This window comes from Pseudomonas sp. MYb327, from assembly GCF_040438925.1.
GTDB lineage: Bacteria > Pseudomonadota > Gammaproteobacteria > Pseudomonadales > Pseudomonadaceae > Aquipseudomonas.
In genome coordinates, this window is the sequence record NZ_CP159258.1 from 5,045,001 (window position 1) to 5,060,717 (window position 15,717).

The following is a 15,717-nucleotide window of genomic DNA, read 5'->3' on the forward strand; positions in this document are numbered from 1 at the left end:
TGATCGCCCTCAACGATTCGTAGTCCAGCCCATAAGCAGCCAAACCACCGACCTTGAAGTTTTCGATCAGGATGTCCGACTTGGACGCCAACTCACGCACCAGCTTCTGACCCTCCGGACGCGTGAAATCGATGGTGACCGATTGCTTGTTGCGGTTGGCCGACAAGTAATAGGCGGCCTCGCTGGTGTTCTCGCCATAAGCGTCTTTAAGGAACGGTGGGCCCCAGGCGCGCGTGTCATCGCCATTGCCCGGGCGCTCGACCTTGATCACTTCGGCACCAAGGTCGGCAAGGATCTGCCCAGCCCACGGCCCGGCCAATACCCGCGATAAATCTAGAACCCGCAGATGCGAAAGCGCGCCCATGGCCGTTCTCCTATTAATAGAACGCCTGGATGCCGGTCTGCGCGCGACCGAGGATCAGCGCATGGACGTCATGTGTACCTTCATAGGTATTGACCACTTCCAGGTTGACCAGGTGGCGAGCAACGCCGAACTCATCGGAGATACCGTTGCCGCCCAGCATGTCACGGGCCATGCGAGCGATGTCCAGAGACTTGCCACAGGAATTGCGCTTCATCATCGATGTGATTTCAACCGCCGCAGTGCCTTCGTCTTTCATGCGACCCAGACGCAGGCAGCCTTGCAGCGCCATGGTGATTTCGGTCTGCATGTCAGCCAGCTTCTTCTGGATCAGCTGAGTGGCGGCCAATGGGCGACCGAACTGCTGACGATCAAGGGTGTACTGGCGAGCGGTGTGCCAGCAGAACTCGGCAGCACCCAGAGCACCCCAGGAAATGCCATAACGGGCCGAGTTGAGGCAAGTAAATGGACCTTTGAGGCCGCGGACATCCGGGAAGATGTTCTCTTCCGGCACAAATACGTTGTCCATGACGATCTCACCGGTGATCGATGCACGCAGGCCGACCTTGCCGTGAATCGCCGGAGCGCTCAGGCCTTTCCATCCCTTCTCCAGAACGAAGCCACGAATGTCGCCAGCGTCATCCTTGCCCCAGACCACGAACACATCGGCGATCGGACTGTTGGTGATCCACATCTTGTTGCCGGTCAGGCTGTAGCCGCCTTCGACTTTACGTGCACGAGTAATCATCGCGCCTGGGTCGGAACCGTGGTTTGGCTCGGTCAGGCCGAAGCAGCCGATCCACTCGCCCGAAGCCAGTTTTGGCAGGTATTTCTGTTTCTGGGCTTCAGTACCGAATTCATTGATCGGCACCATCACCAGCGAGGACTGCACGCTCATCATCGACCGATAGCCCGAGTCAACACGCTCCACTTCACGGGCAATCAGGCCGTAGCTGACATAGTTCAGGCCGCTACCGCCGTACTGCTCAGGGATGGTCGCACCCAGCAGACCTACTTCACCCATCTCGCGGAAGATCGCCGGATCGGTCTTTTCATGGCGGAAAGCTTCGAGCACGCGCGGCGCTAGCTTCTGCTGAGCGAACTGCGCAGCGGTGTCGCGGATCATGCGCTCTTCTTCGGTGAGCTGTTGATCCATCAGCAGGGGATCAATCCAGTTGAAGCTAGCTTTACCGGCCATGAGTGTGTCCTCTCGAAACGGGTCAAATAACGTGGACTGATCCTAGGCCGGGTTCATCTTCTGGGCAAACGAGGATTTCGCATACTGTTGTGCTAATTTCTCACTCCGAAACGTCGCAAAACGCACTTAATGCGATGTATTAGTGAGGTTGATGTACATGCGCAGAAAGATACCCAGTACAACCGCCCTCATTAGCTTCGAGGCAGCTGCGCGCCATGAAAGCTTTACCAAGGCAGCGCAGGAGCTTTCGCTGACACAGGGGGCGATTTGCCGACAGATCGCCAGCCTTGAGGACTTCCTGAGCGTGGAGCTGTTTCGACGCTCCCGGCGCGGCGTCAAGTTGACGGAAGCCGGTCTGTCCTACAGCCGCCGTGTAGCGACGCAACTTGACGCAGTCGAACGGGATACCTTGTCCGTAATGGGTCAACAAGGTGCCAACGTGATCGAACTCGCGGTGGTTCCGACCTTTGGCACCCAGTGGCTCCTGCCTCGGCTTAAGGATTTCCAGCAGAAACACCCGGAAGTGACGGTCAACCTGACCAACCGCACGCGCCCCTTCCTGTTTGCCGATACCGACTTCGATGCCGCGATCTATTTCGGCGATGCGGACTGGTCGGGTACAGAATCGCACCGCCTGATGGGCGAGCATCCGCTACCCGTATGCAGTCCTGACGTATTGGGGAAAAGGACCATTCTGACTGCCGGCGAAATCGCCGAGTTGCCGCTCCTGCAGCAGACCACTCGCCCCTACGCCTGGCGACAATGGTTCGACTCCCAAAACTTGAATGTCCCTCGCGACATGACAGGGCCACGCTACGAGCTATTCTCAATGCTGGCCCAGGCGGCGATGCACGACATGGGCATCGCACTGATTCCGCCGTTCCTGATTCAGCGTGAATTGGCAGAGAAGCGCCTGGTTATTGCGAATCCTCAGACGCTGACCAGCATTAAAGCCTATTACTTGATGATTCCTGAACGAAAGGTCGAATCTGCGTCTTTAAAGGCTTTTCGCGACTGGTTGATAACCCAAGCTCATAGCTACAGCCTAGAAGGATAAAGGCCTAGCACCATTACTTGACCTCGTAGTCAGTAAAATAAAAACCCTACAGATATAAGTATTTGTCGCATTTTGGCAGACTGTATCTGGAAACTGTACAAACGTCCCACAAGCGCCTGACCACGTGGCTTTGAGCCTCTATTTCAATGCGATGCCACATCATTCATATGGCCGATGTGTAAATTGTTGAATTTCGGCCAGACTCCTTGCAAGGCACGGCCTACAAGGGTTTTCTCAGTTTTGTTGCGACATTCGGTCACAGGGTGACTTGTAGTTAATTTTCCGTCACCCGTCATAATCCCTTGAAGGGCGTAAAGTTCGCCTGCAAAATGCCGCGCCCCGCCTGAATTTGGCGGGGTCGTGCTGATCGGCCGCCCCAGCCGCACCATCCGTAGTGCATGGGTTTACTCAATAAGATCACGCAGGAGATTTGACGTGCACATTGGTGTTCCTCTCGAAACCCAGACCGGTGAAACACGGGTTGCTGCAACCCCCGAAACCATCAAGAAGCTAATCGGCCAGGGTCATAAGGTCACTGTACAAAGCGGCGCCGGCGTCAATGCCAGCGTTGTCGACAGTGCCTATGAAGCTGCTGGTGCAGCCATTGGCAGCGCCAGTGACGCATTTGGTGCAGAGCTGATTTTGAAGGTTGTCGCCCCCAGCGACAGCGAGCTTGCGCTGATAAAGAGCGGCACCGTTGTGGTGGGGATGCTCAATCCGTTCAATAACGAAACCATCGCCAAGATGGCCGAGTGCGGCATTACCGCCTTTGCCCTGGAGGCCGCGCCTCGCACTTCCCGCGCCCAAAGCTTGGATGTGCTGTCCTCGCAAGCCAACATTGCCGGCTATAAAGCTGTGCTGCTGGCCGCTCATTACTATCCGCGTTTCATGCCGATGCTGATGACCGCTGCGGGCACCGTTAAAGCGGCGCGCGTGCTGATTCTCGGCGCGGGCGTAGCCGGCTTGCAGGCGATTGCTACGGCGAAGCGCCTGGGTGCGGTTATCGAAGCGTCTGATGTGCGCCCTGCGGTAAAGGAGCAGATCGAATCTCTTGGCGCCAAGTTCGTCGACGTGCCTTACGAGACCGATGAAGAGCGTGAATGCGCCGTCGGTGTCGGCGGTTATGCGCGCCCTATGCCAGCGAGCTGGATGCAGCGCCAGGCCGTGGCCGTGCACGAACGCGCCAAGCAGGCAGATATCGTCATCACCACGGCACTGATTCCGGGTCGCAAGGCACCGACGCTGCTCAGCGCGGAAACCGTGGCACAGATGAAACCCGGCTCGGTGGTCATCGACCTTGCCGCAGCCCAGGGTGGCAACTGCCCGCTGACCGTGGCCGATCAGGTGGTTGTCGAAAACGGCGTGACGATCGTTGGTCCGACCAATCTGGCTGCCGCGGTTGGCGCCGATGCTTCGGCCCTGTATGCCCGCAACCTGCTGGACTTCATGAAACTGTTGTTCGATAAAGAAGGACAACTGGTGATCAACCTTGAAGACGATATCGTCGCCGCGTGCCTGATGTGCCGCGATGGCCAGATCGTGCGCAAGAACGGCTGAGGATAAAAACAATGGAAGACATGCTGATCTCTCACGGTATCTACAACCTGATCATCTTTGTGCTGGCTATCTATGTCGGCTACCACGTGGTCTGGAACGTGACACCTGCACTGCACACCCCGCTGATGGCCGTTACCAACGCCATTTCGGCCATCGTCATTGTGGGCGCCATGCTCGCTGCCGCCCTCACCGTGACCCCGCTGGGCAAGACCATGGGCACCCTGGCCGTGGCACTGGCCGCGGTCAACGTGTTTGGTGGCTTCCTGGTCACCCGGCGCATGCTGGAAATGTTCAAGAAGAAAGCGGCTTCAGCAAAAGCTCCGGCAGCCAAGGCCGAAGCAGTCAAGGCTGAGGTGCAGCAAGCATGAGCATGAATCTGGTTACTTCCCTGTATTTGATCGCCTCGGTCTGCTTTATCCAGGCGCTCAAGGGACTCTCGCACCCAACTACCTCGCGTCGCGGCAATCTGTTCGGCATGCTCGGAATGGGTCTGGCGATCCTCACTACCGTCGGCCTAATCTACAAGCTTGGTTCCGAACTGGCCCATGACGGGATCGTCTACGTGATCGTCGGTCTGCTGATCGGCGGCACCGCCGGTTCGATCATGGCCAAACGCGTTGAAATGACCAAGATGCCCGAGCTGGTCGCCTTCATGCACAGCATGATCGGCCTGGCCGCAGTGTTCATCGCCGTGGCGGCCGTGGTCGAGCCACAGTCGCTGGGCATCGTCCAGCAACTCGGTGACGCCATTCCGGCTGGTAACCGTCTGGAACTGTTCCTCGGTGCAGCCATCGGTGCGATCACCTTCTCCGGTTCGGTGATTGCATTCGGCAAACTGGCTGGCAAGTACAAGTTCCGCCTGTTTCAGGGTGCACCGGTACAGTTTGGCGGTCAGCACAAGCTGAACCTGCTGTTGGGCCTGGCAACACTGGCCCTGGGCGTGACCTTCATGCTCACCGGCGACTACACCGCTTTCGGCGTGATGCTGGCACTGGCCTTCGTACTCGGCGTGCTGATCATCATCCCTATCGGCGGCGCGGACATGCCGGTTGTGGTGTCGATGCTCAACAGTTACTCAGGCTGGGCGGCAGCGGGTATCGGCTTCTCGCTGAACAACTCGATGCTGATCATCGCCGGTTCGCTGGTGGGTTCGTCCGGCGCGATCCTCTCGTACATCATGTGCAAGGCAATGAACCGCTCCTTCTTTAATGTACTGCTCGGCGGTTTCGGCAATACAGCCGAAGCAGGTCCCGCGGGTGCCAAAGAAGCTCGCCCAGTGAAATCCGGTTCGGCTGACGACGCGACGTTCCTGCTGACCAACGCCGACACCGTGATCATCGTTCCGGGCTACGGCCTGGCGGTAGCGCGGGCACAGCATGCGCTGAAGGAACTGACTGAGAAGCTGACCCATCGCGGCGTGACCGTGAAGTACGCCATCCACCCGGTTGCCGGTCGTATGCCGGGCCACATGAACGTCCTGCTGGCCGAGGCCGAAGTGCCTTACGACCAGGTGTTCGAGATGGACGACATCAACTCCGAGTTCGGCCAGGCCGACGTGGTGCTGGTGCTGGGCGCCAACGACGTGGTCAACCCGGCCGCCAAAAACGATCCGAAATCGCCGATTGCCGGCATGCCGATCCTCGAAGCGTTCAAGGCCAAGACTATCATCGTCAACAAGCGCTCGATGGCCAGCGGCTACGCGGGCCTGGACAACGAACTGTTCTATCTGGACAAAACCATGATGGTGTTCGGCGACGCTAAAAAGGTCATCGAAGACATGGTCAAAGCCGTCGAATAAGACCGGCTGGCAACAACAAAACGCCCCGTCTTGTCGGGGCGTTTTTGTTTGCGCAATTAGTAGGGCAATCTATTCTTTTATTACCGATCCGGTAACGGTGTTTTGCTTTATAGGCCCGGAATAGACGCCTCTATTGCGACCTTGGTAGCGGGACAGAACTCGGCGTAATTCACTAGACTGCACGTCCTGCTACCTGCTGCCCGAGATAACAACCCATGTACCGTGACCGTATTCGCCTGACTTCGTTGTTGGACAAAGTGATGAGTGCTGCCGACGCTGCCGCTTTGATTGAGGACGGCATGACCGTCGGCATGAGTGGCTTTACTCGCGCCGGCGAAGCCAAGGCCGTCCCTCAGGCATTGGCCGAGCGTGCCAAGGTCACGCCGCTGAAGATCAGCCTGATGACTGGCGCAAGTCTGGGCAACGACCTCGACAAGCAGCTGACCGAAGCTGGCGTGCTGTCGCGGCGCATGCCGTTCCAGGTCGATAGCACCCTGCGCAAGGCGATCAATGCCGGTGAAGTCATGTTCATTGACCAGCACTTATCGGAAACCGTGGAACAACTGCGCAACCAGCAATTGAAGCTGCCGGACATTGCTGTTATTGAAGCCGTTGCAATCACCGAGCAAGGGCATATCGTGCCAACCACCTCGGTAGGCAACTCGGCCAGCTTCGCGATTTTCGCCAAGCATGTGATCGTCGAGATCAATATGGCGCACAACCCGAATCTCGAAGGTCTGCACGACATCTACATCCCGACCTATCGCCCGACCCGCACGCCGATTCCGCTGGTCAAGGTCGACGATCGCATTGGCAGCACTGCCATCCCGATTCCACCTGAAAAAATCGTTGCCATCGTGGTCACCAACCAGGCTGACTCTCCTTCTACGGTGCTGGCACCGGACGCCGAGACCCAAGCCATTGCCGACCACCTGATCGACTTCTTCAAACAGGAAGTCGCCGCCGGGCGCATGACCAACAAACTAGGTCCGTTGCAAGCCGGCATTGGCACCATCGCCAACTCGGTAATGTGTGGCCTGATCGACTCTCCGTTCGAAGACCTGACGATGTACTCCGAAGTGCTGCAGGACTCGACCTTCGACCTGATCGACGCAGGCAAGCTGAGCTTTGCGTCTGGCAGCTCGATCACCTTGTCGAGCCGGCGCAATGCCGACGTGTTCGGTAATCTGGAACGTTACAAGGACAAACTGGTTTTGCGCCCGCAGGAGATTTCCAATCACCCTGAAGTCGTGCGTCGTCTCGGTATTATCGGTATCAACACGGCGCTGGAGTTCGACATCTATGGCAACGTCAACTCCACTCACGTCTGCGGCACGCGGATGATGAACGGCATCGGCGGCTCGGGCGACTTCGCGCGCAACGCGCACCTGTCCGTGTTCGTGACCAAGTCGATCGCCAAGGGCGGCGCGATCTCCAGCGTGGTGCCGATGGTCAGCCATGTTGACCACACCGAACATGATGTTGACATCCTCGTGACCGAAGTGGGCCTGGCAGACTTGCGAGGTCTGGCGCCCCGGGAGCGGGCCCGGGTCATCATCGATAAATGCGTACACCCGGATTACCGCCAGGCGCTGAATGATTACTTCACTGCTGCATGCGCCATGGGCGGCCACACCCCCCACATCCTGCGTGATGCCCTCAGCTGGCACATCAATCTGGAAGAAACCGGGAAAATGCTGACAAAGTAATTGATACAGATAGCCGCTGACGCAAACACAGTTTCGTCAGCGAACTATTGCCACGCGAGAATGTGGAAAAAACTGTACTGCTGTACTGGTCATTTCCTACAGAAAACTCCTACGCTCAGCTGTGAAAATCACGATATCGCACCATATTAGTGCGCATAGGTACAGTTGCCTCAATTTAGACCAGTACACCCCCTATAAACAGTTAACTGAGCCCTCACAATACAGATGAACTGTATCTACTGAGACTAGGCAAACGAGAGGATCATGGGCACCAGTTAAACCACTACCTAATCCCGCCACAAGCGGAAGGATGAAAACCATGGAACGTACACTCAGTTCCGATCTGTTCTTCGAAGACACCGCTGCAAAAACCCAGGCTTCCATGCCTCTGCGCGTTATCGCCAACCTGATGCTGTGGCAGCGCCGCATCTCCAGCCGCCATCAACTGGCTCGTCTGGATTCGCGTCTGCTGGCTGACGCCGGGATTAGCGAAGCACAACGCTACGAAGAGCTGAGCAAGCCGTTCTGGCGCTAAGTTAGCGTCGCTGGCCCTGACCTTAAGGTCCACCGCCAGCAACCCGAATTGAACAAGCAAAACCCGTCGTGGGAAACCGCGACGGGTTTTGTCGTTTTAAACACAGAAAAAACATAAGCAGTACAGTTTTAATAAATTCAAATTTGACCTTAACAGTTTTGTCGGCAGTCATAACATCACCGGAACTAAACCGCAGCGTTTTTCACTGCCAGGGCTGTCGAAGCGTCACACACACGCCTACTATCAATGCAGAACGTGGCGCGTTCAGCGTGTCTGGCGTCTGACTCTCCAGACACTGCACCACCTTTCAATCGGTTTACCCAAAGGAGTTACACCATGTCCCGTCTTCGTCTGCTCAGCGCTGCAGCCCTGCTTGCCGTGGCTGCCAATTCCCACGCCACCAGCTTCATCGTGACCACCGATGCGGTCGTTGGAGCACTCAAATCCAGTTCCGACGCAACTTCGGATGTCACGTCTTCATTTCATGACGACAAAATCGTGCTCGCCGCCCGAGATGACGCAGCCAGCTTCGTCGCCAGCGAAGGCGCCATCCGCGGTGTGAAACTCGAGAGCGCGCTGGACCATATTCGTCATCAGGCGCCACAGCTGAACGCAACCGACGCACAACTGGCCCAGGCCATCCTGACCATCTAAGCGACGGCTCCGAAAGCGGGACACGCCAAAGGTGTCCCCATATTTCGACGCTGGCTCTAAACCGGGCCTTGCGCTAGCCTTGGGACTCACATTCAACTGTCGAGTCCCATGGGTTTTCCTACACGCCTGCTCACCACTTCAATGATTCTTGCGGCCAGCTACTGCGGTCAGGTCCAGGCTTTCGACGCCTTTAACCTATCCACGCAAGGCACTGTCGCCAGCGGATACGCCACAAGTATGGTGACCTCTGCACCCTTCGACCATAAACTGCTGCTCGCCGCCCAGGATGACGCTGCGGCGTTCATCGCCACTGACGGCCAACTGAGAGGCGCTCGACTGGAATCGGCACTGAATTATCTGCGCCGGACCCAGCCAAAACTTCATGCCAGCGACCTTGAACTGGCACAGGCAATTCTCGTCCAATAGTCATCCCAAGTTTCTCCGGAGTCGTTCCATGCGTAACCCGCTGATTGCCGCCACCCTTGGCCTGCTTTTGTTGGCCGATATGGCCCAGGCCCACACCCTGGTCGCCACCAGTAACATCCTCATTCGCGCCACCCAGCGCACCCTGGATTTCACTTCCGATACCACCACGTCGATCCGCGACTCGAAAATCGTTCGGGAAGCTCAGGACGATGCGGCCAGTTTTGTGGCCAGCGATGGCGACATTCGTGGCGCGCACCTGGAATCGGCTTTTAATCTGCTGCGCACACGAGTCCCGGAAGCTCGCGATGCCAGTGATCAGGATCTCGCCGAAGCCATCCTCGCCCTGTGAAGTCTTCATCTGCCTGGCTATTGGCCGGGGCGCTGTTGCTGCTTGGCAATAGCGCCCACGCCGGCCTTGAACTGCATCTCAAAACCGAAGGCCTGAGCCCGGCGCAACAGCAGGCCAGCCAGGCCCTGCTCGATGAAGCCATGCAGGCGCTGCCACCGCGCTTCATCGAGAAACTCGACCGGCGCATCGACGTCGGTTGGACCGACAACATGCCAAGCAATGCCTACGGCCAGGCGTCGCTGGTGTCCGAGCTCGACCTGAATCGCAACCTGCTGGCAAGTCTCACGGACGGCAGCGCTGCGACCAGGAAAACCTATCGCCCCCACGGCACTGTACGCCGGGAAATGCTGGCGACGGTGCTACACGAACTGACCCATATTTATGACCGCTCGCGACTTTGGCCGGACGCCGAGCGCAAGTTGATCCAGCGTTGTACCCGGCGCAATGCCAGCTCTGGACTGATCGGTATTCCCGACGAATGCCGCAGCCAGTCCGACCGACGCTTTACCCTCAGCGACGATCCGCGCCTGCTCGACCTTGCCGGCTGGCAACAATACGTAGGCCGTCGTGGCGAGCGCGAACAGCACAACCGTCAGATCGCCCGCACCCCGGACATCTACGAGACAAGCAGCGCGAAAGAATTCGTCGCGGTCAACATGGAGTATTTCCTCCTCGACCCAAGCTACGCCTGCCGCCGTCCGGCGCTGTATCGCTATTACAAGGAACACTTTGGCTGGGCGCCCGCCGCCAAGGACGAATGCGGCAAAACCTTCGCCTTCCTCAATGCCGGCAATGACTTTGCCAAAACCCCACTGGGCCAGGTCGATCCGGAACGGGTTTATGCCGTCGATTATCTGCTGGCCGAGGCTAACCAGAATTGGGTCAGTCGCTGGGGCCACAGCATGTTGCGGCTGGTGATCTGCGCCCCGGGCCGACCACGTGGACCGGATTGCCGGCTGGATCTCGATCAGCACTTGGTGCTTTCTTACCGCGCATTCGTCGGCGACGTACAACTGTCGAGTTGGGATGGCTTGGTGGGCAAGTACCCGTCACGCCTGTTCGTGTTGCCATTGGCCCAGGTGATCGACGAATACACCAAGACCGAGTTACGCAGTCTCGCCTCCGTGCCGCTGAACCTGTCACGCGACGAGATCGAAAACCTGGTTGAACGCGCCGCCGAGATGCACTGGAGTTACGACGGCAGCTACTTTTTTCTCTCCAACAACTGCGCCGTGGAAGAGCTGAAGTTACTGCGTAGCGGCACCAACAATTCCAAACTGGTTGCTCTCGACAACATCATGCCCAATGGTTTGCTGGAAGTGCTGAAGGGTCGCGGGCTGGCGGACACCAGCGTGCTGGACAATCCCCGTGAAGCGCTGCGCCTGGGTTATCGGTTCGACTCTTTCCGGGAGCGTTACCAGGCGATGTTCGAGGTTTTGAGAAAGCGCCTGCCGATCAAACAGGAGAAGGTCGAAGACTGGTTGTCCCTGACAGCAGCCGAGCGTCGCCAATGGTTCGATCAGGCTGATTTGCGAGCCAGCGCGGCATTGCTCCTGCTGGAACAGGCAAGTTTTCGCCAGCAGTTGCTCTTGGCTCAGGACGAGGTGAAGCAGCGTTATCTGGGTGCCCGAGAGCTGAAAAATGGCGGGATGGACAAAGCCAACGCGACACTGCGGCAGATTCTCGATAACAGCGGTTTCCTGAGTCGTCCGGCCGAACTTCTCGGCAGCGGCGGGTATGGTCTGCCGCAACCGGCGGAATGGCAACGTCTGGAGTCGGAAAGCAGCCTGCGACAGAAACAGCTTCAGGCATTGACCGGGGATCTGGACAAAGAAGTGAGAGCGCTGCTTGAACCGAGCCGTGCGGCGGAAATGGCCGCCAACGAGGCCAACGTGAAACAGATTGGCGAGCATCTGCGCAAGTTGCACAAGGCCGCCGGTGGGTTGGAATTGCCTTAGATAGAGTCGTTTGTGGCGAGGAGCTGCTCCCTCGCCACAGTTAACCAGTGAGAATCAGTACAGCACCCCCTGCAAGATCTCATAAACAACCCCTGTTGCCGCCGCAATCAACACAACATCGCCGCCTGCGCGGCGCCATTCATAACCCGGGTAATACGGCAGTCGCTCCAGCGCCCGGTTATCCAGGCGCTCGCCGTAATAGCCGTGAGGCAACGGCTGCCCACGCATCAGATGCATTCCTGGCGGCGGCGGCGCACCTCGGACGAAATAGTCGCGGTTATCGTGAATAGTCTGCCGTACAGGGCTGAAGTCACGCGGCGGTGGACCGCCACGGCGATTGTCCTGCCCGCCACGATGATCATCACCGTGGTTATCATAATGGCCCTGCTGCGGGCCGCCGTGGTCGTGATCGTCGCGCTGGTCGGCGCTGGCGTGCAGCAACGGGGTGGCACTGAGCATCAGCACACCCAGGCTGGCAATCAGACGTTTCGGCATTTTCATCAGGTCTTTCCTCACAAACACACAGCAAAAAGGGCTTCAGAACGTAGTCCTGAAGCCCTCGGTCTTGCTGATTAGTCTGTGTTGAGAGGCTCTAATTCCTCTGTATCAGGAACTTTACCTTCAGCTGACGCGAGCCTTACGCACGCCTTCGGACAATGCCGAGCAAAGGCTCAACACGCCATCGATGGCCTGATCCGGCGTCGTGGCATTGGCGATGTGATCAATTAGCGCGGAACCCACCACCACACCATCGGCCAGACGCGCGATGGCGGCTGCTTGTTCTGGCGTACGAATGCCGAAACCGATACTGATCGGCAGATCGGTATGACGACGCAGACGGGCAACCGCCTCTTCGACGTGTTCCAGCGTTGCCGCACCGGCACCGGTCACACCGGCCACCGACACGTAATACACAAACCCGGAGCTGCCATTCAAAACGGTCGGCAGGCGCACATCGTCGGTGGTCGGGGTGGTCAGGCGGATGAAGTCCAGACCGGCAGCCTGGGCCGGGTCGCACAGTTCGCCGTTATGCTCTGGCGGCAGATCCACCACGATCAGCCCGTCAACACCCGCTTCTTTGGCTTCGGCAATGAAACGTGGCACGCCGTACTTGTGGATCGGGTTGAAGTAACCCATCAGCACCAGCGGTGTCTCGTTGTTGTCCTTGCGGAACTCGCGAACCATTTCCAGGGTTTTCGCCAGATTCTGCTTGGCCTCCAACGCACGAATGTTGGCCAGTTGAATCGCCGGGCCGTCGGCCATCGGATCGGTGAACGGCATGCCCAGTTCGATCACGTCGGCACCCGCCGCCGGCAAACCCTTGAGGATCGCCAGGGACGTGTCATAACCCGGGTCGCCGGCAGTGACGAAAGTCACCAGGGCGGCGCGATTCTGTTGCTTGAGTTCGGCAAAACGTGTTTGCAGGCGGCTCATCAGTGTTTCTCCTGCTTGGATTGCTCTGGTTGAGAGTGTTCCATGTGATGCATCACGGTTTGCATGTCTTTGTCGCCACGGCCGGACAGATTGACCACCATCAGGTGATCTTTCGGCAGGCTCGGTGCGCGCTTGAACACTTCAGCCAGGGCATGGGCGCTTTCCAGTGCAGGAATAATCCCTTCCAGACGGCAGCATTTGTGGAACGCGTCGAGCGCTTCGTCGTCGGTTACCGAGGTGTATTGAACGCGACCGATGTCATGCAACCACGCATGTTCCGGGCCGATACCTGGATAGTCGAGGCCAGCGGAGATCGAGTGGGCGTCGATGATCTGACCATCGTCGTCCTGCAGCAGGAACGTACGGTTGCCATGCAGCACACCCGGTACGCCGCCGTTCAGGCTGGCCGCGTGCTTGCCGGTTTCGATGCCATAGCCGGCCGCTTCCACGCCGATGATCTCGACGCTCTTGTCGTCGAGGAACGGGTGGAACAGGCCCATGGCGTTGGAGCCGCCGCCGATGCACGCCACCAGGCTGTCAGGCAGGCGGCCTTCCTGGGCTTGCAACTGGTCACGGGTTTCCTTGCCAATCACGGCCTGGAAGTCGCGAACCATCGCTGGGTAAGGGTGCGGGCCGGCCACGGTGCCGATCAAGTAGAAGGTGCTGTCGACGTTGGTTACCCAATCGCGCAGGGCTTCGTTCATCGCATCTTTCAGGGTACCGGTACCGGCCACGACCGGAATTACTTCGGCGCCCAGCAGCTTCATCCGGAACACGTTGGCCTGCTGACGTTCGATGTCAGTGGTGCCCATGTAGATCACGCAGTCCAGACCAAATCGCGCGGCAACGGTGGCGGTCGCCACGCCATGCATGCCGGCGCCGGTCTCGGCGATGATGCGTTTCTTGCCCATGCGCCGCGCCAGCAGGATCTGGCCGATGCAGTTGTTGATCTTGTGCGCGCCGGTGTGGTTCAGCTCTTCGCGCTTGAGATAGATCTTGGCGCCGCCGCAGAACTCGGTCAGACGCTCAGCGAAATAGAGCGGGCTCGGACGTCCGACGTAGTCACGCTGGAAGTAGGCCAATTCTTCTTTGAATGCAGGATCTTCCTTGGCCGCTTCGTATTCACGGGCCAGTTCAAGGATCAACGGCATCAGGGTTTCGGCGACGTAACGGCCGCCGAACGCGCCAAACAGGCCGTTGGCGTCAGGGCCGTTGCGCAGATTTGTCTCGGTCATGGGGCGCTCCAGTTGAGTGCGTGAACTGATAATGGGGTCCACTCTACCCCTGACGTGCTTGACTGAAAACCGATAAGATCGCTGCAACCTGTCAGGAAAACTCACAGATCCTATGAGCCACGACCTCCCACCGCTGAACGCCCTTCGTGCCTTCGAAGCCACGGCTCGCTTGAACAGCGTCAGTCAGGCCGCCGAACAGCTGCATGTGACTCACGGCGCAGTCAGCCGGCAATTGAAGGTGCTTGAAGAACATCTTGGCGTGAGCCTGTTCGTCAAGGAAGGTCGCGGCCTGAAACTCACAGAAGCCGGCATGCGCTTGCGCGACGCCAGCGCTGAAGCCTTCGAGCGCTTGCGTACTGTCTGCGCAGAACTCACACAAAGCACCGTCGATGCACCGTTCGTGCTCGGCTGCTCGGGAAGTCTGCTGGCGCGCTGGTTTATTCCGCGCCTGGGTCGGTTGAATGCCGATCTGCCTGATCTGCGCCTTCACCTCTCGGCGGGCGAAGGCGATCTTGATCCGCGCCGTCCCGGCCTGGATGCTCTGCTGGTTTTCGCCGAACCACCGTGGCCGGCGGACATGCAGGTGTTCGAACTGGCGAGTGAGCGAATCGGCCCGGTGATGAGCCCTCGATTCATCGGCTACGAACGATTAAAAACCGCGCCCGCCGAGGCCCTGCTGAATGAGCCAGTGCTCCACACCACCTCCCGCCCGCAAGCCTGGCCTGTTTGGGCGCAGCAAAAAGGCCTCGACGCCGGGGCGTTGAAGTTCGGTCAAGGTTTCGAGCATTTGTATTATTTACTGGAAGCCGCCGTAGCCGGGCTGGGGGTGGCGATTGCGCCAGAACCGCTGGTGATCGAGGACTTGAAGGCCGGGCGGCTGGTTGCGCCATGGGGCTTCAGTGAAACCCCGGCGCAACTGGCGTTGTGGCTACCCAAACGCGCCGCTGACGGACGCGCTCGGCAACTGGCGCAATGGCTTAAAAACGAGCTGCGCCAGACGGATTAGTCACCGCGTTTGCATAGCAGGTAAGCCGCTAGCAAACCCAGCGCACCCACAGCGACACCCGCTGTAGTCCAAGGGTGTGCCTGGGCGTAGTCCCGCGTAGCAATCCCGGTTTCGCGGGTTTTGACCTTCACCTCTTCATAGGCATCGCTGAGCAGATGACGCGAATGTTTCAACGCGTTTTCGGCATTGCCTTTGAGCACCTTGAGGGTTTTACGCGACTCGTCCGAGGCGTCGTCCTTCAGGCTTTCCAAGGATTTGAGCAGGCTCTCGATTTCCGCTTCCATGCTTTGCAATGAGGCTTTACGTAACGAACTGTTGGCCATGGTGGCTCTCCTGCATTGTTGATGAGTGGCGTGTGTTGGTTGGGACTTCAGAGGTTCGAGAAAGTGCAGTAAATGTGAACTTCCATGTCGGATCGACCGACAGAAGTAAGAAGGAAA

The 15,717-nt window shown here is 58.3% G+C and carries 17 protein-coding genes (1 of these 17 cut by a window edge); 11 read left to right on the forward strand and 6 right to left on the reverse strand.

The window, feature by feature from the left end:
- On the reverse strand, positions 1 to 364 hold the start of the coding sequence (locus ABVN21_RS22730) for a CaiB/BaiF CoA-transferase family protein (protein WP_339556736.1). Its footprint begins 857 nt before the window's first position; only the first 364 of its 1,221 coding nucleotides appear in the window; it begins with the start codon at positions 362 to 364; its stop codon lies off the left edge, out of view.
- 13 nt (positions 365 to 377) lie between these two features.
- Entirely contained in the window at positions 378 to 1,559 is a 1,182-nt protein-coding gene (locus ABVN21_RS22735) for an acyl-CoA dehydrogenase (RefSeq protein ID WP_339556735.1), read from the reverse strand.
- A 157-nt stretch (positions 1,560 to 1,716) separates the two neighbouring features.
- Here ABVN21_RS22735 and ABVN21_RS22740 point away from each other — a divergent pair, with 157 nt between their 5' ends.
- From ABVN21_RS22740 to ABVN21_RS22785, 10 genes are all read left to right on the forward strand, one after another.
- The gene (locus tag ABVN21_RS22740) at positions 1,717 to 2,616 is read left to right on the forward strand and encodes a LysR family transcriptional regulator (RefSeq protein ID WP_339556734.1); all 900 of its coding nucleotides are present in this window, start codon (positions 1,717 to 1,719) and stop codon (positions 2,614 to 2,616) included.
- Between the two features lie 435 nt (positions 2,617 to 3,051).
- Positions 3,052 to 4,173, forward strand: a complete 1,122-nt coding sequence (locus ABVN21_RS22745; RefSeq protein ID WP_339556733.1) for a Re/Si-specific NAD(P)(+) transhydrogenase subunit alpha — start codon at positions 3,052 to 3,054, stop codon at positions 4,171 to 4,173.
- 11 nt (positions 4,174 to 4,184) lie between these two features.
- Positions 4,185 to 4,541 (forward strand): NAD(P) transhydrogenase subunit alpha, encoded by a 357-nt coding sequence (locus ABVN21_RS22750; protein WP_034149499.1) that lies wholly within the window; start codon positions 4,185 to 4,187, stop codon positions 4,539 to 4,541.
- Positions 4,538 to 5,971 carry an NAD(P)(+) transhydrogenase (Re/Si-specific) subunit beta gene (locus tag ABVN21_RS22755; protein ID WP_339556732.1) on the forward strand — a complete coding sequence of 478 codons (1,434 nt, stop codon included), beginning with the start codon at positions 4,538 to 4,540 and terminating at the stop codon, positions 5,969 to 5,971. The genes ABVN21_RS22750 and ABVN21_RS22755 overlap by 4 nt, the downstream gene beginning before the upstream one ends.
- 215 nt (positions 5,972 to 6,186) lie before the next feature.
- Complete coding sequence (locus tag ABVN21_RS22760) at positions 6,187 to 7,680, forward strand: acetyl-CoA hydrolase/transferase family protein (protein WP_339556731.1); 1,494 nt, start codon at positions 6,187 to 6,189, stop codon at positions 7,678 to 7,680.
- Between the two features lie 319 nt (positions 7,681 to 7,999).
- Positions 8,000 to 8,215 (forward strand): DUF1127 domain-containing protein, encoded by a 216-nt coding sequence (locus tag ABVN21_RS22765; protein WP_007947887.1) that lies wholly within the window; start codon positions 8,000 to 8,002, stop codon positions 8,213 to 8,215.
- Between the two features lie 336 nt (positions 8,216 to 8,551).
- Positions 8,552 to 8,869 (forward strand): DUF2388 domain-containing protein, encoded by a 318-nt coding sequence (locus tag ABVN21_RS22770; protein WP_339556730.1) that lies wholly within the window; start codon positions 8,552 to 8,554, stop codon positions 8,867 to 8,869.
- A gap of 108 nt (positions 8,870 to 8,977) precedes the next feature.
- Positions 8,978 to 9,295: a DUF2388 domain-containing protein gene (locus ABVN21_RS22775; RefSeq protein WP_339556729.1), complete on the forward strand. Its 318-nt coding sequence runs from the start codon at positions 8,978 to 8,980 to the stop codon at positions 9,293 to 9,295.
- Between the two features lie 28 nt (positions 9,296 to 9,323).
- On the forward strand, positions 9,324 to 9,644 hold the full coding sequence (locus tag ABVN21_RS22780; RefSeq protein ID WP_339556728.1) for a DUF2388 domain-containing protein: 321 nt from the start codon (positions 9,324 to 9,326) through the stop codon (positions 9,642 to 9,644).
- Complete coding sequence (locus tag ABVN21_RS22785; RefSeq protein WP_339556727.1) at positions 9,641 to 11,602, forward strand: DUF4105 domain-containing protein; 1,962 nt, start codon at positions 9,641 to 9,643, stop codon at positions 11,600 to 11,602. The genes ABVN21_RS22780 and ABVN21_RS22785 overlap by 4 nt, the downstream gene beginning before the upstream one ends.
- Positions 11,603 to 11,656: 54 nt before the next feature.
- Here ABVN21_RS22785 and ABVN21_RS22790 read toward each other — a convergent pair whose 3' ends face one another.
- From ABVN21_RS22790 to trpB, 3 genes are all read right to left on the reverse strand, one after another.
- Positions 11,657 to 12,103 (reverse strand): anti-virulence regulator CigR family protein, encoded by a 447-nt coding sequence (locus tag ABVN21_RS22790; RefSeq protein ID WP_339556726.1) that lies wholly within the window; start codon positions 12,101 to 12,103, stop codon positions 11,657 to 11,659.
- A gap of 120 nt (positions 12,104 to 12,223) precedes the next feature.
- Entirely contained in the window at positions 12,224 to 13,036 is an 813-nt protein-coding gene (gene trpA / locus ABVN21_RS22795; RefSeq protein ID WP_339556725.1) for a tryptophan synthase subunit alpha, read from the reverse strand.
- The gene (trpB, locus tag ABVN21_RS22800; RefSeq protein WP_339556724.1) at positions 13,036 to 14,271 is read right to left on the reverse strand and encodes a tryptophan synthase subunit beta; all 1,236 of its coding nucleotides are present in this window, start codon (positions 14,269 to 14,271) and stop codon (positions 13,036 to 13,038) included. The genes trpA and trpB overlap by 1 nt, the downstream gene beginning before the upstream one ends.
- 112 nt (positions 14,272 to 14,383) lie before the next feature.
- On the opposite strand from trpB, the gene ABVN21_RS22805 reads away from it, so the two are divergent.
- Complete coding sequence (locus tag ABVN21_RS22805; RefSeq protein ID WP_339556723.1) at positions 14,384 to 15,277, forward strand: LysR family transcriptional regulator; 894 nt, start codon at positions 14,384 to 14,386, stop codon at positions 15,275 to 15,277.
- Here the strand turns inward: ABVN21_RS22805 and ABVN21_RS22810 are convergent.
- Positions 15,274 to 15,600, reverse strand: coding sequence for a DUF883 family protein (locus tag ABVN21_RS22810; protein ID WP_339556722.1), 327 nt, complete (start codon positions 15,598 to 15,600; stop codon positions 15,274 to 15,276). The two genes, ABVN21_RS22805 and ABVN21_RS22810, sit on opposite strands and share 4 nt — an antisense overlap.
- Positions 15,601 to 15,717 lie beyond the last annotated feature (117 nt).